Below are 18,383 nucleotides of genomic sequence, written 5' to 3' on the forward strand. Positions count from 1 at the left end.
CGTAGCTAAATTGCTTAAAATCAGTACGTAAACCCATTTAAACTCAATCACCATAGCTGTGTTATGCTAATTTCCTTTAATTGTCTGATTTATTGTACTTAAACTACTCATAACAATTCCCCAACGCATAATCCGGGTTAAAAACAGTTTGAGATTGTTTCTTGAGAAGCCGATATCAAGGGTCAAAATGATTTTCAGACATCACAGTGCCGTTTTTTTTAAAAAGTGGGAGTAGCGATTTTCTTTCCCCATGGCAGACTATTGCATGGTCGGAATTCATATTTCACCAATGTAAAAGATGTCTGGTTAATGAGAAGATTTTTTTTGATAATGAATATTTGGAGACGTGGAAGTAAATAAATTGTTTCCACATTCTTCTTTGTAAATCTTAAGGAGAAGCTCGAAATAGCGTACTTTCGGAAGGGAAATTTCTTATTTCTTAATTTCGTGGAACAATTCATAGAAAAATCGTGGAACAATTGTTTGTAAAGCCATGAATTAAGGAGAGATTTGCTTTTAAGAATGGCTAAAACTTACATAATTTCTAACGCTTCCCCACAGTCGGGAAAAACCACTACCGCTTTCAATCTGGCTCTTTGCTTCGCAGCAATGGGCAAAAAGACGCTTCTCATAGATTGCGGACTTAACAGTTGGGTAAATGGATTACTTAACCCACAGAAGAGTAGTTCCATCAACTATGTGTCACCCTTTTTGAGTTTCCTATGTTCTCAGGACGTAAACCCAGAAGATACCGATGCTTTTCAGTATGTCTTAATGGATGTGGGCATGAATAAGCTAGCTGATATGACGCAGAAGTTTTCAAGTAAAGCAAAGCTGATCGTGCCTGTGGAGGCGGAGTACTACGGTCTTAATACCTTGAAATCATTTTTTGACGCAATTTCTGGCTCCAATATGCCAATTGAAGGCTTAATACCCGTGATGCATAGATTAGGAACCAGTTCGGGAGAAAATGTTATTTCTAGTATGGAGAAATATTTTGGAGATTTGCTCTTTAATTTCTCTATTCAAAGAAATTATTATTTAGCGAGGCAAAAGGATTTTGAGACTTTTTCTCAAAGTAAAATGACAGAGAAAGCCGCAGTGACGTATTTAAATTTAGCAAATAACCTTTTAGATAAAGATCAATGAAACAGCGAAGAGGACTTGGGAGAGGTTTAGGGGCATTATTGCCAGAAAAGGAGAAAGAGGAGCCCGAAGAGCAGAATGCCAGTGTAGAGACTGCGGTAATCAGTTCAGAAATAAGGCTATCTTCTATTGAAACTAATCCGTATCAGCCACGTACTCATTTTGATGAGGAATCACTGCAAGAGCTGGCAGATTCTATCCGAGTACAGGGAATCATTCAGCCTATTACAGTGAGGGAATTACCAGAAGGTAAGTTTCAGTTAATTTCTGGAGAAAGGAGGTTTCAAGCATCTAAATTAGCCAATCTCAAGACGATACCGGCGTATATCAGAACAGCGGATAATCAACAAATGCTAGAGATGGCTTTGATTGAGAATATCCAGAGAGAGAACCTTAATGCTATGGAAGTGGCTCTCAGTTATCAAAGACTTATGGACGAGTGCCAGCTTAGGTTGGAGGACTTAGGAGAGCGTGTGGGTAAAAATCGTTCTACGGTCAATAACTACGTAAGACTTCTCAAATTACCAGTGGAGGTGCAGGAAGGACTTAGGGAAAAGGCCATTTCTATGGGGCATGCTAGAGCTATCTTAGGTTTGGAAGATGAGCACCTAATGGCCAAAGTGTTCAGGAAAACGGTGAGTGAGCAGTTGTCCGTGAGGAAGGTTGAGGATTTAGTTAGAAGCATAAACCAAAGTGACTTTAAAGAAAAAGCCCCTAAAAAAGTTTCTTCCTTAAAAAACGAACATTTAAACCTTCAAGAGAATTTGGCGGGTTGGTTTGGCACCAAAGTGTTGATTAAATCAGACGCGAGAAGTAAAGGTGAAATTAAGATTCCTTTTAAATCAAATGAGGAGTTGGAACAAATATTAAATAGACTGAGAAGGAAATAGAATTTTAAAGCTTAAAATTCCGTTTTAAACATTATATGAGGTCAATTTTGCTTTGTTTTCTACTGCTTTGCGGCTTGGGTAGTTTTGCTCAAGACAGTACCATTGTGGTTAAGGCAGACTCGCTTTTGAAAAATGTAACTGCTAAAGATACGTCCAAAGTATTCCTCAAAACATTGGCAAAGACCTTTGGATTAAGACCTTATGAAGCTAACGAAAAGCCTAGAATAGCTTTTGTGAGGTCTCTGTTTTTACCAGGTTGGGGGCAATATACCAATAGAGATTATTGGAAGATGGGAATAGTATACGCAGGAGCTGGGGCTGGTTATTATTTTGGAGCATACACCAATAATAAGAGATACAAAAAGTATTTAGGTCATTATACTAGAGCTACTTTATTAAGTCGTGGATTGGTTTTTAAGGACGATACCGATTTAACGGCCACCAATGCATTATCAAGTTCCTTTCTATTTTATCTATCAAACGATAAAGACAATAGCACTTTTTATCTTCAAAATTCCGAAGGCGTTCAGTATACTTTGGAGGAGAAGAAAGGATTGGTTTATGGAGAAACAAAGAAAGGAAATGAGGAAGTTTATTTTATTGCCCACGAGACAGAAGGGGCAGATGTGATAGGTTCTTTTGATGCAAGTACCTTTAAATCTGCCAAAGACCAGTATAGAAGATGGAGAGATGCCTCTGTGATAGGTTTTGCGGCGGGTTGGTTATTTTTTGCTTTAGAAGCTAATGTGGCTGCTCATTTAAAAACCTTTGATATGTCGGAAGATATTTCTTGGAAAATTTCTCCGGCAGGCCCAGAGACATTTGGCATGCACGCCTCTGGCATTAAGTTGGCATTTAATTTTAAGTAAAGCGATCATTTGCTTCTGGTTTGATGAGTTGAACAAAAGGCGAGATTTTTAAGGTGTTAATAGTTTGATTTTAAGGATTTATAATTAAGTGGATATGAGAATAGCATTATTAGGATATGGTAAAATGGGAAAGGTGATTGAGCAAATTGCCATAGCCCGAGGACACACCATATCGTTCAAAATAGATGTTTCTAATCTGGATGATAGGGGAAAAATCAGCCCTGATAATACGGATGCCGTGATTGAGTTCAGTTCTCCTTCTTCGGCTTATGAGAATTTAAAGTTCTGTATGGGTGCGGGTTTAAAAACAGTTTCTGGAACCACGGGTTGGTTAGAGCATAAAACAGAAATAGAAGAGCTATGTAATAGCAATGGGGCTACCTTTTTCTATGCCAGTAACTACAGCGTTGGGGTCAATTTGTTTTTCCAGTTAAATAAACAATTAGCGAAACTGATGAATGGCCATAACCAATACGAAATTACCAGCAGTGAAATTCATCATACCGAAAAACTGGATTCTCCAAGTGGAACGGCCATTACATTGGCAGAAGGTATTATGGAAAATAACGATACCAAAGACACTTGGGTGAATCAGGCTATTCCGTCGGAAAATGAAGTACCGATATGGAGTATCAGAGAAGGGAAAGTGCCAGGTACGCACACTATCAAGTATATTTCTGATGTAGATGAGATAGAAATAAAACATGAAGCCAAAAGTAGACAAGGTTTTGCTCTTGGTGCGGTGATAGCGGCTGAGTGGATACAAAAAGAGAAAGGAGTAGTGGGAATGGAAGAAATGCTGGGTTTTTAACACCGATATACACCCTTCCTCCTTTTTTGTAAGGATTTATTGAAATAATTGAATTAGTTTCGCCAAAATTTTAATAGCTAGATGGCAACAGAAAAAGATAAAAAAAAGAAAGGTCCAATTAGAGAATGGTTTGATTCCGTACTGTTTGCGGTAGTGGCCGCAACCTTAATTAGATGGATGTTTTTAGAGGCTTATACCATTCCTACGGGTTCTATGGAGAAAAGCCTTTTGGTCAATGATTTCCTTTTTGTGAGTAAGATGCATTATGGTACACGTACGCCAAAAACGATTTTACAAGTGCCATTGACACATCAAAAAATATGGTTTACGGAGATTCCATCTTACTCTACGCTCATTCAGCTTCCAAATTATAGATTGCCTGGTTTTACTTCGGTGAAAAATAATGATGTGGTGGTGTTTAACTATCCCGGATGCCCTGAAAGACCAGACCAGTTTGGTGGTTTCGACAAATATCCAGTGGATTTAAGAACCAATTATATTAAGAGGTGTATTGGTATAGCTGGAGACGTGGTAAGTGTTAAAGATGCTCAAGTATATGTAAATGATAAGGCTGTAGAAAACCCTGCGGGTCTTCAGAAATGGTATACCGTGGAAAGCTCCACAAATATTAATCCGAACCTTTGGAAAAAATATGATGTAACAGAAAGAGGTTCTGGAACACAGGAAGGCAAGTATTATTATGCCATTAATGCTACAGAAAGTGCCGTAGATAATTTGAACAGTTTGGATTTTATCTCTAATATTTATCCAGACATCATAGAAGCTGGCGACGAAGCCACACCCTATAAAAGTTTTCCTTATAGACCAGATTTGTTGAACTGGAACAGAGACAATTTTGGTCCTGTGACTATTCCTAAAAAAGGAATGACTATAGACTTAACCGACGAAAAAAACTTTGCTTTATATAAAGGTGTTATTACCACTTTTGACCATAATGAGAACGCAGAAGTAAAAGATGGAAAGGTTTATATTGATGGTGTTGCCATTACGGAATATACCTTTAATCAAGATTATTATTTCATGATGGGAGATAACCGTTATGAGTCTGACGATAGCCGTTTTTGGGGTTTTGTACCAGGAGATCATATCGTAGGAAAAGCGGTGTTTATTTGGATGTCTATAGACTCTGAAGGCAGTTTCTTAAACAAGATTAGATGGAAAAGACTTTTCAGCTTAATTAAGTAAGAAAAGGTTGATGATTATTGAAAGCGACTTCCGGAAGGAGGTCGCTTTTTTTGTTTGGAGTATTTTGATAGAGCATGAAAACCATTTAGGTCATTATCTTCTACCATTTGATATCTGGCTTATCTAAGTTTTTTAAATAGGTGTTACACTGAGAAAAGTGTTTTTGACCAAACCAGCCGCCGAAATTGGCTGAGAGGGGAGAAGGGTGCTTTGCTTTTAAAACCAGGTGCTTTTTTTCATCTATAAATTTACCTTTGTTCTGGGCATAATTACCCCAAAGCATAAAAACCAGACCTTCTTTCTCTTTGTTCAATGTATCTATTACAGCGTCCGTAAAGGTTTCCCAGCCTTTCTTCTGATGAGAGCCCGATTGGCCTGCTTTAACGGTAAGCGTGGCGTTAAGCATAAGCACACCTTGGTTTGCCCAGTGTTGTAGATTGCCAGATGCTGGAATTTCTTTACCAATGTCATCTCGCAATTCTTTGAAGATATTTCTTAATGATGGAGGAAAAGGTACATTGTCATTAACAGAAAAGCATAAACCATGTGCTTGATTAACACCATGGTATGGATCTTGACCAAGTATTATTACCTTTGTAGTATTAAAAGGGCAGCTGTCGAAAGCGTTAAAAATTAGTTTGGCAGGAGGGTAGCATAGGTTTTGAGCATATTCTTTTTTTACAAAATCTATCAAGTTATTGAAATAAGGTTTGCTAAATTCTTGTTCAAGGGCTATATTCCAACTCTGCTCTATTTTTATTGCCATACTTCTTGAGGTGTAGGTACGTTTTTTGAATAGGCTAAATTACTTATTTTTGTTTTAGATAATTGTTAAAAAATGGTTACAGCAGTTACAGAAGGTGTTAAAGTTAGTGTGAAAACGAAGTATCAGCCGTACTACTCTAGTCCGCGGCAGATGAATTTTGTATTCGCTTACGAAATTTCTATTGAGAACAACAGTACGCACACTATCCAATTATTAAGCAGACATTGGCATATCGTAGATGCCAGTGGTTTTAAAAGAGAGGTTCAGGGCGAGGGCGTTATAGGTGTGCAGCCCATTATAGAGCCTGGGCAAGAACATAAATACGTATCTGGATGTAATCTTTCAACTACTTTAGGAAAGATGTTCGGCACTTTTATGATGGAAAGGTCTTTAGACGGGAAACGATTTGAAGTCAATATTCCTGAGTTTAATCTACTTACGCCATTTTCTCAAAATTAATGATAAAGGATTTCCTGAATCATGCTTTCCAAGCTAAAAACGAGCATTCGCTCCATTCTCCCTTCGTTTTTGAATTTTATGTAGACGTTATAAAAGATAAAAAACTTAACATTGACGATGCGGATATTAAAGCATTAAGGAAAAGTCTATTAAAAGATAAGAGAGAAATAAAAATCAACGATTTAGGAGCTGGCTCTAAATATTCTAACAAAGCATATAAAACGGTTTCTGAGATAGCAAAAAAGGCTAAAAAATCAGAGAAGTGGTCGGGGATATTATCCAGAATAATTTCTAAATATGATTACAAAACCATTGTAGAGTTAGGAACCTCATTAGGAATAACTACGGCTTTGATGTCTAAAACTGCTAAATATGGTAAAGTTTATACCTTTGAAGGTTGTCCAGAGACATTGAAAGTGGCTAAAGAAGGCTTTAATAAACTCGCACTTTATAACATTACACCGATGCTAGGTGATATCAACGATTCCCTTAAGTATTGCCTTCATCAAATGCCCCCATTGGATTTCGTTTTTTTTGATGCCAATCATCAATATGCCCCTACTTTAGAATATTTCAGACTTTGTTTGGCAAAAGCTCATGAAAATAGCTGTTTTGTTTTTGATGATATCTATTGGTCAGATGGCATGAAAAAAGCTTGGAATGAGATAAAGGAACATCCAGAAGTGAGTTTAAGTCTAGATTTTTTTCAGATGGGAATCGTCTTTTTTAGAAAGAATCAACCTAAGCAGCATTATATTTTAAAGGCATAAAAAAAAACTCCAAAGAATAAATCTCTGGAGCTTTTTCAGTTAACCTCAAAATCTAATATCAAAAATATCAATTGAAATAGACTTGGTACTGTAAAATGAAACTTCCTTTTCTGTCAATTTTTTCCCCAGCATTATCATAAAGTGGTCTACTTTGGTAGGCCGCAGTTAACTTAGATGTCTGCCCGGAAAGCAACCAAGTAACGCCAACATCCGTGAAGTTTACTGGGTCTTTTAATCGTTCATAATTGGCATGCTGAATAGAAACATAAGGCATTAAAGTGGTCTGGCCTATTAGATTATCTTTCAACTTATAGCCGGCTTGTGCATAAAGAACATCGCCAGTACCGTATGCAGGGAAGTTGTTTCCTGTACCGTTTAACAGGTCGGTATTAGTGGTACCATTGGTTGGGTTCATGGCACCCAGATTTCTATAATAGTTCGGGCCAAAGTCGAAATGCGTATAGTTTCCATAAAGGCTAATAGAAGATCCATTTTCATGAATGGGGGCATCATAAAAAATATCTGCTGCTAGCTGTACCATGTTGGTACTTATGGTATCTAAGCCATTAGAGGCAGAATGCCACATGGCATCTGGTTGATAAACAAAGCCTGCTCCAATATTAAAGACCGATTTATTTCCCATGTAGGTACCAGTATTATAAGGGGTCATATTAGACTCTTGGTCTTTGAACTGATACATAAAATAACCATTCCATTGTTTTTTAGCTGGTCTAGAAGAGAAGTCGGACTGTGATGTTACTTTGGCATTATAACCATTTGATTTCTGAATGGCCATGGGCTCAGCCATCGTTAATCTATAATCTAGTTTACCCAATTTACCTTTAGCATAAACCGATAGCTTTCTTAAAAACTGGTCTGTGACGTCATTGGTACTTTGAAGAAATAATGGAGCGTCTACCCCTAAAATAGAGCCTACAGAAGGAGAGGAAAAGCGAGAAAGACCGCTCCAAGCCGTAAGTCCGGCTCCTAGACTTAATTTTTCTTTATCTATGGCATATTCGCCAATGGCGTCATGAACAAAGAAGCCCAATTTTCTATCGGCAGAGGCACTGAAGTTGTTCTCTCCAAATTGCGAATAAAAGAAGACTCTATCTGTTAACTGACCCAAAAACTGAACCCGGTATCTTCTTATGCCAATATTGGTACTGGATGCCTTGCTGTAGCCAAAAAGCGTACTTCCTGGGTTATTGTCGGTTTGTCTTAGCCATACTTGATTGAGCATGGTGAGTTTCACCCATTTGGAACCCTCTTCATTGAGAAATAATTTACCGTTTTTAATAGATTGTGCGTTAGAAATAAAGGAAATGCCTATGGCAATTAATGTCAAGACTAATTTGTGTTTTTTCATTGTACTAGGTTGATTTAGAATGGCTCGAATGCTGCACTCTTTGAGTTTCAAAAAAGTAATATTTTTCCGACTTATTCAATAGCTTTTGAAGACAGAATATACCGGTTACTCTATATGTAATAAGAACCTTTCCAAATTAGAAAGTGAATGAGCCTTTAAACTCGGTATATGCATTGGAGAATTGTAATGAGTTTTAAAGTGTAATAAATCAGGTATTTAAACGAGATTAGCATAGCGGTTTATCCTGAGCTAATGCCGAAGGGTTCTGGTAATTGAATTTAAGTGCGTTTACGAACTTATTTGAAGCAATTTAGCTACGGTCCCGATAGCTATCGCGAGGCATAAAGCGGGTTAAATTAAGCTCTTTCCAAAACATAGTTGGCAAAGAGCTTTTTAGAATCCGTTAATTTATGAATCATTTTAAAATCAGTATTGCTTAGAATTTTTCTCATGATATCGTCATTGTATTTTCTAGAAATTTCTGTGTGGATTTTTTCTCCTTTCGTAAAATGATAGCTCTTATTTGCGATAAGCACTTTATGGTCTTTTGTACATTCTAAAAAACTCCTCGCAATACCCTCTTCTTCTGTGTATTCTGGTTTATGAATAAACTTCTCTAAGCAGAAATTACCTCCTAATTCTATATTTATTCTATGTAAAAGGTTAAGATTAAATCTGGCGGTAATTCCCGCTGCATCGTTATATGCGGGCAGGACAATATCTACAGGTTTAATTAGGTCAACTCCCAGATAGAGCTTGTCGTCGGTACTAAGGCAGGCACCAAGTTCATGGATGAAATCATGTGCACTTTGGTCTAGCAGGTTGCCAATATTTGAACCTAAAAATAAAACAACCTTTGGATGATGGGAGTCTTTTAGAGCACCAAGTACCTCAAAATAGTCTCCTTGTTTCGTTTTTACGGAAAGGCTGGGGATTTCATTTTTTAGTGATGTCTCCAAATTTTCTAAGGCATTTTCAGAAATGTCCACTGGCATATAGTCAAAACTATAATTCGCTGCCACTAAAGACTTTAATAGTTGTTTGGTTTTGGTACCGTCTCCCGCCCCTAACTCTATGAGTTCAAAATACAAATCAGGATTTATTTTTAAAGCACTGATAATTTGCTGATTTTGCTCGCTAAATATTTCAAATTCGGCATTAAAGAGATAGTATTCTGGCATGTTCATAATTTGCACAAACAGCTCGTCGCCTATCTTATCATAGAAATATTTAGAATAAAGAAATTTGGGCGATTGACTAAGGCCATCGTGAACGTCTTTTTCGAATTGACTCATTGCAATATTATTTGGCTAATCGAATTCCAGAGAATTGCCATTGGGTGTTAGGTGGAAAAAAATTACGGTAGGTAGGTCTGCTATGCCCTTCGGCAGTGGCCACAGAAGCACCACGAAGCACCATCTGGTTCATCATGAATTTGCCATTGTATTCGCCAACTGCTCCTTCAGCTATCGCAAAATTAGGGTAGGGGAGATAGGCAGAATTTGTCCATTCCCATCGTTGGCCCCATTTTAAATATTTGGAAGCTATTTCCCATTCAAATTCGGTAGGTAAGCGGCAGCCTTTCCATTGTGCGTAAGCCGCCGCTTCGTAGAAGGAAATGTGTGAAAGTATGCTTTCGTGATTTACCTTCTGTAAACCCGCTAAGGTGTAATGCCACCATCCGTCTTCTACAAAATACCAATAAAGTGGCTTTTCAATTTTATGCTCCTGAATCCAAGCCCAGCCTTCGTCCAACCAATATTCTGATTTATGGTAGGCTCCACTGTTTAGAAATGCTATAAACTCGCCGTTGGTGACAAGGTTTTGGGCTATTTCATATGGATTTAAATATACCTTATGCCTGCCAAGTTCATTATCAAAACAGAAGTCATTTGAATGGTGACCTATTTCATAAACACCCTCTGGGATTTCTAACCATCCAGACTCCTCGTTTTGAGTGTCAATTAGAGGTTCTTTTGTAAAAACAGGATAAGTAGGATTCTTAGAAAAAGTATATTTTAAGTCGGTCAGTAGTAGCTCTTGATGTTGCTGCTCATGGTTGATGCCCAAGTGTACTAAGTTTTTAAGTTCTTCAGAGGTTTCTTGTTGCAAAAGCTCGATCATGTACCCATCCACATATTTTCTGAACTCATAGACGGTGGGAACGTTTGGTCGGCTAATTAAACCTCTTTCATTTCTTTTTAGTCTGTCTCCTACCGAGTTGTAGTAGCTGTTAAATAGAAATCTGTAAGAAGGGTCAAAAACTTGATAATCCTTCACGTATTTAAGCAAAACCATTTCTTCCCAAAACCAAGTAATATGGGCTAAATGCCATTTAGGTGGGCTGGCAAATTCGGCACTCTGAGGCACATAATCTTCATGATTTAATGGTGCACAGAGCTTTTCGGAGTGTTTTCTAGTGTATAAGTACTTTTCTAATAGCGAGTTCATTTGGACTATTTTGAGTTCTATGTCCTAATAAACGGATATGGGTTAAAAAGGGTTTACCACTTTCTTTAAATGCTAAAGGTTTTAGTGGGATTTCGTCAGGAATGCCCGCCGATTTCAGGTGACTAGACATTTCTTAGATATCAGCTCTCATATAGAAAACAAGAACCCTTACCCAAAAAAAAGCCAAACCTTTCGGTTTAGCTTTTTAGATTCATATTAGTAATTGCTCAGAATTTACTTTAAAGTACTAGGACAAACAAATGCCGTTGTCTTAAAAAGTCCTGACTTATCGATGGCTGCAAAGCCTCCTTTTACGTCCACTACTTCAAAACCTCTGGCTTTTAAAATGCTGGCTGCCATCATAGAGCGGTAGCCACCTGCACAGTGTATGGTATAGGCTTTGTCTCTGTTTAGTTCTGCCATGTTATCATTGATGAAGTCCAATGGAAAATTAGCCACATCTTCTATATGCTCGGCTTCGTATTCGCTAGGTTTTCTAACGTCTATCACGTTTATTTCTTCACCAGTCATTCTTTCAGACAGTTCTTTGGCGTCAATGGACACAATGCTGTCTGTTTCTGCACCCGAAGTTTTCCAAGCCTCAAAACCACCTTTTAGGTATCCTAAGGTATTGTCATATCCCACTCTGGCAAGGCGTATCACCGTTTCTTCTTCTTTTCCAGCTTCTGTGATTAATAAAATTTCTTGTTTCAAATCTGGAATCAACGCACCCACCCAAGGGGCAAATTGACCATTGAGTCCAATATTGATGGAATTTGGAACAAAACCAGCTCCAAATTCTTGTGGGTCACGGGTGTCTAAAACCACAGCACCAGTTTCATTGGCAGCAGCCTCAAAAGCAATTGGACTTAAAGCCTGAGCTCCTCTATCCATTACGGTATCAATAGACTCATAACCCTCCTTATTCATTTTTACGTTTTCAGGGAAATACTGTGGAGGAGGAGCAAGGCCGTCTGTCACTTCCTTGATAAATTCTTCCTTGGTCATATTGGCTCTTAAAGCGTAATTCGTATTTTTTTGATTAAGCAACGTATCCGTAGTTTCCTTACTCATGTTTTTGCCGCAGGCTGAACCCGCACCGTGAGCTGGATATACCGTAACATCATCTGGCAAAACCATGATTTTGTTTCTTAGAGAATCAAATAAATGACCTGCTAAATCTTGAATAGTTAAATCTGATTTTTGTGCTAAATCTGGTCTTCCTACATCACCTATAAACAGCGTATCTCCGCTAAAAAGTGCTGTTTCTTTACCCGCTTCGTCTATTAAAAGGTAAGAAGTAGATTCCATGGTGTGCCCAGGAGTATGCAAAACCTTTATTTTGATTTTCCCTAATTCAAAGATTTGTCCATCCGTGGCTATAATGGCATCAAAGCCGGTAACTGCGTTTGGTCCGTAAATTATAGGTGCACCTGATTTTTGAGATAAATCTAAATGTCCAGAAACAAAATCTGCATGGAAATGAGTCTCGAAAACGTATTTTATCTTAGCTCCTTCTTTTTCTGCTTTTGTGATATAAGGCTGTACTTCACGTAATGGGTCAATAATGGCCACTTCTCCTTCACTTTCAATGTAATAAGCACCTTGAGCAAGGCAACCCGTATATATCTGTTCTATCTTCATAGTTGTAATATTTATTAGTTTAATAACTCTTTAAATCTGTATTAAGTTTATAGTATAATTTCTTTCACTAGTATATAAACCGCCATTAGCAGCACAAACCAGCCGAATGATTTTTTCAATTTTTTGCCAGGAATAAATTTGGTCAAATAGGTGCCAACGAATATTCCTAGTATGGAAAGTCCAGTGAATATGAATAGAAATTTCCAGTCGATGGCTTGGTTTCCAAGGTCTCCCATAAAGCCAATGAGTGATTTTGCGGCTATGATTAAAAGGGAAGTTCCTACCGCCATTTTCATAGGCAACCTAACCAAGAGCACCAATGCCGGAATAATCAGAAAGCCTCCTCCTGCACCTACCACACCTGTCAACGTTCCTACCACCAATCCTTCTATGGCTATGAGTGGATAATTATATTTTAATTCCGTGTTTTCCTTTGCCTCTGGCTTATTATCGGTAATCATAGAATAGGAAGCCATTAACATGACCAGTGCAAAGAGCACCATGATACCTAGGTCTTTATCTACCAAAAAGTTTCCAATACTGAACAACTCATCTGGGACCGCAGGCATCAGGTATTTTCTAGTCAAGAAAACAGCAATGAACGATGGTATCGCAAATATGATAGCCGTTTTATAGTTGACTAAACCTTTCTTCATATAGCTAAAAGAGCCCACTAAAGAGGTAGAACCAACAATGAACAGCGAATACGCAGTACTCAAAACCGGATTGATAGCCAAAAGGTAAACCAGTATCGGAAGTGTTAATATGCTACCACCACCACCAATAAGTCCTAAACTTATTCCTATTACTGTGGCCAATGCATATCCTATTATTTCTGTCATCTTTTAGTCTTTGTGATTATCTAATACAAACTTACTTACTCCATTATCGGAATGCTGTGACGCATGTCACAAAGCCGGCTGTTTACATGGGTAATTTATCTCTGAATTTTCCGAAAATCCATACGCCAGCTATAGCAGAAAGCACCGTTACACCAATGGCCATATAACCAGCACCTAGTTGTGCATAAAGTGGCCCAGGGCAAGCTCCTGTAAGTGCCCAACCTAATCCGAAGATGAGACCACCGTAGATTTGTCCCTTGTTAAATTTCTTGGGATTTATGACTACTTGCTCACCATAAATAGTTTTGATATTAAACTTTTTGATAAGCCAAACAGATATAATTCCTGTAATGACGGCGGAACCAATTACACCATACATGTGGAAACTGTCAAAAAGGAACATTTCTTGAATTCTAAACCAAGAAACTATCTCTCCTTTGATGAAAACAACACCAAACATGGCTCCAATAAAGAGGTATTTAAGATTTGAAAAGAAGCTTTCGTTTTCTCTAGATGAGTTTGGTGCTTCGCAGGCTTCCGGTCGTTTTTCTAGTGTATTATTCATTATTAAAAAAGTTTAAAAATGTGAGGAAGAATTAAATGAGTCATGATAACACCACCAACCATAAAGCAGCAAGTGGCTACTAAAGATGGCCATTGTAAGTTAGACAAGCCCATGATGGTGTGTCCACTGGTGCATCCACCTGCGTATCTAGTACCAAAACCAACCATGAACCCGCCGATAACAAAGAAAATGAGCCCTTTAAGAGATAATATCTGAGCAGTACCAAATAATTCATTTGGGATTAGTCCAGAAAAGTCTGTTATTCCGTAAGAAAGCAACAATTGATGTGTACGCTCACCGATTTCTATGGGATAGGGATTGCTTAAGAAATAGGTGGCCAAGAAGGCTCCACCAGCAATGCCCACCACAAAAAATAAATTCCAAACTTCTTTTCGCCAGTTGTAGTCAAAGAAGGAAATTCCAGCTGGAATGCACATGGCACATACATGCCTTAAGGAAGAAGAAATACCCAGTGATTTATTACCTAAGAGTAATAATAATGGTACCGTTAGGCCAATTAATGGTCCGGCCACATACCATGGCCATGGTTGTTTTAATAACTCAAACATACTTTAGTAATTGATTAAAAAGTGTAATTAAAAATGATATTCAAAGTGCTCATATTCACTTTGTTAAAGATTATTTTCGGGCTGTCATAGCTGTCTTCAGTACCTGTTTTTCTGACAAATATTGTTTTTAATGAACCCCCTTCCAGCCAGCCGTTGAAGACGTAATTTGCTTCGGCATTTAATTGGTAATAAGTGGGCATGGCATATTTGTTTTTACTTGCATCAGATGGGTCTGGAAGCCAATATTTCCCTAAACCAAGGTTAAAAGAAAGACGCTCGGTCAGTGAATGGTTGACTTTAATACTGGCAGCATGTGTGTCTGACGCTCCTTCATTTCTTTCTCTAGGCAAGAAGGTGTAAAAGGGCTCCCGTCCCCATTCCCGTGGCATCAAAAACCGGCCTTTATCAGCTATCCTTGTATAGTTGATACTGGCCTGCCATTGATTGATTTCTTTTGCTATCTGAGTGCTAAAGGCGAGTGATTTTTCGTCTTTATCTATGTAAGATTGATTGGTCTTTGCTTTTAATGGGTGCTGATATATTCCCATTGCATTGAATTTCCAACCATTATTTTCGGTCTCTAAATTGGTATACCACGTTTGAAAAACATCTAAAACAGACATGGAGCCTAGCTTTAAAAGAATTCCTTTTTCTATTTTGTGATTCCATTCCGCCATTAGGATTCCAGGAGTCTGGATGTTTCCTTGATAACTAGCCGCCGAACCATCTGTGGCTCTTCCACTTGGATAAATACCGAATGTATCAGATACCCTATACCATCTAACTGTGGAGCGAGGAGAAATTCCATGAATAAAGGCTAATATCAATTTTGAATTTTCACTTTTCCAATTGGCCTCTAAGCCTCTTACCATCGTTGGGCTCATTCTGCCATCTTGAGGGTTGAGGAAAAGGTAATTAGGAACATACTGACCGTATTTGACCTTGAAGCTTTTTTTCTCAAACTGAATATACAGATTCTCAAGTCGTGATAAATTATTTTTGTTTTCTGGCTCTGTCACATCAAATAAACCTAGCTCATACCGGTTGGGGTTTTGGGTGGTCGGGTCTAATATGGATAAATCCGAAGAAGCGGCGTTTAGCATAAAATAGCCACTTATTCCAGCAGAGAAACCTTTAAAAGTAGGAGTGGTGTACCCAATACCTGTTCCTAATCCCAAGGCGTGATAATCACTTAATGGAGCCTCATTGTCCGTAGCCATAAAGTAAAAACGAGTTTTACCGCTTACCTTGCCTTTGGCCAAAAATTGAGCAAGGCTTTCATGTTCTACCTGCTGGGCAGAAACATGAAAGACCCATAAAAATGCCACGATGAAGTGTAATAATGCTTTCACAAAAAGTATTAAAGGTTGCTTTTCTCCGATTTACAAAGCTAAAGCGGCCAAAAGTGAAAAGATGTAACTTTTGTCACATGTCTATATTTTAAAACGGACTCAATATCCCGCTTTGAGATAAGAGAAGCCGCTTTCTTGTTTTAGTACAATTTCTGCAATGCCTACAGGTACAAAAATGGCACCCGGAATGATCTCTTCTTTAGTCACATTATGGCCTTTCATGGTGTTTTGGCAAACGGCAAAAACAACCCCACGTTTCATGTTTTTAAGGATGGCTTCTTTGGCGACACTTTTTTCATTCATCATAAATTCTATAGCCCCACTATGAACGACGACTTCAATTTCTGCTTCCGGCCAATAGTTAAGCACATTATTCAATTGCCTGGTTAGTGAGCTTTGTTCTTTCTCATCGGCAGTGGCCAACTGAAATACGATTTTGTGCTTATCTTGAGCTTTTACACCGATACTCGCAAATGTGATTAGGGCAAGGAGGATTACTTTTTTCATTGTTTTGTTTTTTGATTTTCGTACCAGTTTTGGATAGGTTTAAATGGTCCATATTTATGCTGGCTTTCAGGGAAGGGGTCAGCAAATGGGCCGAAAGGATGGTCAAGGGGTTTATCAGCTATATTTGGCCAGTCGTTCGCTTTGTCTTTTTCTGGTCTGGGCATACTGTTCACATAAGCGGCTAAATCCCAAGCTTCTTCATCGCTGAGTTGTGGGTTTTCGTGACTTACTCCAAATGGCATATTCATTTTTATATACCCCGCAAATTTGGAGTTTCTAAAAAGTCCAGCTCCGTCATTATAGGATAGTGAACCCCATAGAGGAGGATAGGTGAAACTTCTGCCATTTACGGCTAAAATACCTTCTCCATTGCTTTGATGGCAACTGGCACATTTGCTTTCATAAACTGGTTTTCCAGCAATTGGATCTGCCGCTCTGTCTAAAAAGTCAAGGGGGTAAATTTTTGAACCTTTGGCCATTTTACCTTTGGGAACATCTTGCCCAAGCCAAAGAATATAGGCTGCCATGGCTTTCATCTCTTTTTCTGTACTGTCCATAGACGAGCCATTCAAACTACGTTGTAGACATCCATTAATTCTACCATAAACGTCGGTTTCCTTACCCGAACGTTTCCTTATTTGAGGGTAGTTTGCGGCAACAGAAAGATAATTGTTTCCCCAAGGTTTTTGTCCCCCATCCAAATGGCAATTCTGACAATTGAGTCCGTTTGTGATTTGTTTTTCTGTTCCATTGAAGCCGATATAATAGGCCGTATTCCGAATTAATTCCTCTCCATATTTTATCAATTCATTATTGTGCATTCTCCATGCCATAGGAGCAGAAGCTAATTTTTGAACGGGCTCATAAAGAGGCGTGATATGCTCCGGAATTTCAGCTTCTTTAGGCCAATTTTCTGAAAGGAATATATAGAATTTTGAAATAGGAAATAGCCCTACTAAAAGCAATAGTAAGAGCTTGAGAATATTGAGGGTGATGGTACCCTCTTTGATTAATTTTTCATCTTGTTTCAATTGCTAATACTTTATTAAGCACTAAAATTAGGTACAACTAAACTAGCCTCAAGTGAGAGTTGTCACATAAGATATATCATTTTTACCAACATCTTATCCTTAGGGGATTTTATAAGTTTTTTGGATGTATTTTTTTGCCGATATATGGTTTCTACGGGACTTGGTATTCATGAACTAGAAATATGTCGCCCCGCAGGGACTTGTCATTGCTAAATGAAGTTTGTTGCTATTCACATTTCGCCCTGCTAGGGCTTTTACATTTTTATGCATTAGGTAATCTCCCGATTTTATCGGGACCGTAGCTAAATTGCTTCAAATCAGTACGTAAATCCAATTAAAGGAAATCACCATAACCATGCTATCCTAATTCCCTTTAATTGTCTGATTTATAGAAATTTAACTTCTCATAACGATTCCCCAACGCATAATCCGGGTTTAAAATGTTATGAAACTATTCTGTAGAAATGTGCTCTCTTAGGCCAAGGAGTAAAATAGGAATAGCGGTTTTATTTGCGTTTATGAGAACTTCTAAATTTTAGTTTGGAAGTTTTTTGCCATACAGGTAAAAAAGATGAAAAAAATATTCTTCAAACTTTATCTGTAAATTTCCTCCATCACCTTTCTCGCCACCGTCGGTTTATAATGGTAGATTTCGTAATAATTGGGTAGTGGATTTGTCAATTCATTTTGACCGGTGAAATCATAAATATTCGTGTTCCCAAAAATCTCATTAACAATAGCCAAATCTTCTGAATTGACCTTTTTCTGGTCGTAATTTGGTCCAAAAACTATCTTATAGTTTGTATTATGTTTATCAAAAATGGCCTTCATTTCTCTCAAATAATCGACCTGATAGGGTTTAATTCCGGCACTGGCTGTGAGCTCTTCTTTACTTCTTTCATAAAAAATGTCACGGTCATAATATGCTAAAGAATCTTGCTTGATTTGATCAATATATCCTTGGAAAATAAAGTCGTTATGAATAGGCGTATAAAGCATGTGTTTGTTTTCAAAAGCTCCGTACATATAAGGTCTGTATTTTTTGAAAATAAGTTTGTCGAAGAATTTGACGAAGTACATATCTTTAAAAAATGCTTTGAAAAACACAAGGTGATAAAGGACGGGGTTCTGTCCAC

Annotated in this window: 20 protein-coding genes; 7 read left to right on the plus strand and 13 right to left on the minus strand. The window is 38.0% G+C overall.

Features of this window, described 5'->3' with window-relative positions:
• The first annotated feature begins 522 nt into the window (after window positions 1-522).
• The 5 genes from ACTBZY_RS20005 to lepB all read left to right on the plus strand — a co-directional run bounded on the left by ACTBZY_RS20005 (window position 523) and on the right by lepB (window position 4,922).
• Window positions 523-1,149 carry a ParA family protein gene (locus ACTBZY_RS20005; RefSeq protein WP_463048147.1) on the plus strand — a complete coding sequence of 209 codons (627 nt, stop codon included), beginning with the start codon at window positions 523-525 and terminating at the stop codon, window positions 1,147-1,149.
• A complete protein-coding gene (locus ACTBZY_RS20010) occupies window positions 1,146-2,036 on the plus strand; it encodes a ParB/RepB/Spo0J family partition protein (RefSeq protein WP_463048148.1) in 891 nt (296 codons plus the stop codon). Before ACTBZY_RS20005 ends, ACTBZY_RS20010 begins: the two co-directional genes overlap by 4 nt.
• 35 nt (window positions 2,037-2,071) lie before the next feature.
• A complete protein-coding gene (locus ACTBZY_RS20015) occupies window positions 2,072-2,905 on the plus strand; it encodes a DUF5683 domain-containing protein (RefSeq protein ID WP_463048149.1) in 834 nt (277 codons plus the stop codon).
• A 94-nt stretch (window positions 2,906-2,999) separates the two neighbouring features.
• A complete protein-coding gene (gene dapB, locus ACTBZY_RS20020) occupies window positions 3,000-3,716 on the plus strand; it encodes a 4-hydroxy-tetrahydrodipicolinate reductase (RefSeq protein ID WP_463048150.1) in 717 nt (238 codons plus the stop codon).
• Window positions 3,717-3,797: 81 nt separating this feature from the next.
• Window positions 3,798-4,922, plus strand: coding sequence for a signal peptidase I (gene lepB / locus ACTBZY_RS20025; RefSeq protein ID WP_463048151.1), 1,125 nt, complete (start codon window positions 3,798-3,800; stop codon window positions 4,920-4,922).
• Between the two features lie 100 nt (window positions 4,923-5,022).
• Here lepB and ung read toward each other — a convergent pair whose 3' ends face one another.
• Window positions 5,023-5,688, minus strand: a complete 666-nt coding sequence (ung, locus tag ACTBZY_RS20030) for a uracil-DNA glycosylase (RefSeq protein ID WP_463048152.1) — start codon at window positions 5,686-5,688, stop codon at window positions 5,023-5,025.
• 72 nt (window positions 5,689-5,760) lie between these two features.
• Between ung and apaG the strand changes: the two genes are divergently transcribed.
• Window positions 5,761-6,147 carry a Co2+/Mg2+ efflux protein ApaG gene (apaG, locus tag ACTBZY_RS20035; RefSeq protein ID WP_463048153.1) on the plus strand — a complete coding sequence of 129 codons (387 nt, stop codon included), beginning with the start codon at window positions 5,761-5,763 and terminating at the stop codon, window positions 6,145-6,147.
• Window positions 6,147-6,917, plus strand: coding sequence for an O-methyltransferase (locus ACTBZY_RS20040; RefSeq protein WP_463048154.1), 771 nt, complete (start codon window positions 6,147-6,149; stop codon window positions 6,915-6,917). The genes apaG and ACTBZY_RS20040 overlap by 1 nt, the downstream gene beginning before the upstream one ends.
• Before the next feature lie 67 nt (window positions 6,918-6,984).
• Here ACTBZY_RS20040 and ACTBZY_RS20045 read toward each other — a convergent pair whose 3' ends face one another.
• From ACTBZY_RS20045 to ACTBZY_RS20100, 12 genes are all read right to left on the minus strand, one after another.
• On the minus strand, window positions 6,985-8,286 hold the full coding sequence (locus ACTBZY_RS20045; protein ID WP_463048155.1) for a hypothetical protein: 1,302 nt from the start codon (window positions 8,284-8,286) through the stop codon (window positions 6,985-6,987).
• A 356-nt stretch (window positions 8,287-8,642) separates the two neighbouring features.
• Window positions 8,643-9,581, minus strand: coding sequence for an L-histidine N(alpha)-methyltransferase (locus tag ACTBZY_RS20050; protein WP_463048156.1), 939 nt, complete (start codon window positions 9,579-9,581; stop codon window positions 8,643-8,645).
• 7 nt (window positions 9,582-9,588) lie between these two features.
• Window positions 9,589-10,737 (minus strand): ergothioneine biosynthesis protein EgtB, encoded by a 1,149-nt coding sequence (gene egtB / locus ACTBZY_RS20055; protein ID WP_463048157.1) that lies wholly within the window; start codon window positions 10,735-10,737, stop codon window positions 9,589-9,591.
• Window positions 10,703-10,867: a hypothetical protein gene (locus ACTBZY_RS20060; RefSeq protein ID WP_463048158.1), complete on the minus strand. Its 165-nt coding sequence runs from the start codon at window positions 10,865-10,867 to the stop codon at window positions 10,703-10,705. Before ACTBZY_RS20060 ends, egtB begins: the two co-directional genes overlap by 35 nt.
• Before the next feature lie 104 nt (window positions 10,868-10,971).
• Entirely contained in the window at window positions 10,972-12,381 is a 1,410-nt protein-coding gene (locus ACTBZY_RS20065) for an MBL fold metallo-hydrolase (RefSeq protein ID WP_463048159.1), read from the minus strand.
• Window positions 12,382-12,428: 47 nt separating this feature from the next.
• Window positions 12,429-13,223 carry a sulfite exporter TauE/SafE family protein gene (locus ACTBZY_RS20070; protein WP_463048160.1) on the minus strand — a complete coding sequence of 265 codons (795 nt, stop codon included), beginning with the start codon at window positions 13,221-13,223 and terminating at the stop codon, window positions 12,429-12,431.
• A gap of 82 nt (window positions 13,224-13,305) precedes the next feature.
• Complete coding sequence (locus tag ACTBZY_RS20075; protein WP_463048161.1) at window positions 13,306-13,788, minus strand: DUF6691 family protein; 483 nt, start codon at window positions 13,786-13,788, stop codon at window positions 13,306-13,308.
• A gap of 2 nt (window positions 13,789-13,790) precedes the next feature.
• Window positions 13,791-14,357, minus strand: coding sequence for a YeeE/YedE family protein (locus ACTBZY_RS20080; RefSeq protein ID WP_463048162.1), 567 nt, complete (start codon window positions 14,355-14,357; stop codon window positions 13,791-13,793).
• A gap of 14 nt (window positions 14,358-14,371) precedes the next feature.
• Window positions 14,372-15,709, minus strand: a complete 1,338-nt coding sequence (locus ACTBZY_RS20085) for a hypothetical protein (protein WP_463048163.1) — start codon at window positions 15,707-15,709, stop codon at window positions 14,372-14,374.
• Between the two features lie 99 nt (window positions 15,710-15,808).
• A complete protein-coding gene (locus tag ACTBZY_RS20090; protein ID WP_463048164.1) occupies window positions 15,809-16,216 on the minus strand; it encodes a DsrE family protein in 408 nt (135 codons plus the stop codon).
• On the minus strand, window positions 16,213-17,247 hold the full coding sequence (locus ACTBZY_RS20095; RefSeq protein ID WP_463048165.1) for a c-type cytochrome: 1,035 nt from the start codon (window positions 17,245-17,247) through the stop codon (window positions 16,213-16,215). Before ACTBZY_RS20095 ends, ACTBZY_RS20090 begins: the two co-directional genes overlap by 4 nt.
• 594 nt (window positions 17,248-17,841) lie before the next feature.
• On the minus strand, window positions 17,842-18,383 hold a 542-nt coding region (locus ACTBZY_RS20100; RefSeq protein ID WP_463048166.1), incomplete at its 5' end, for a hypothetical protein.

The organism is Arcticibacterium sp. (assembly GCF_055134445.1).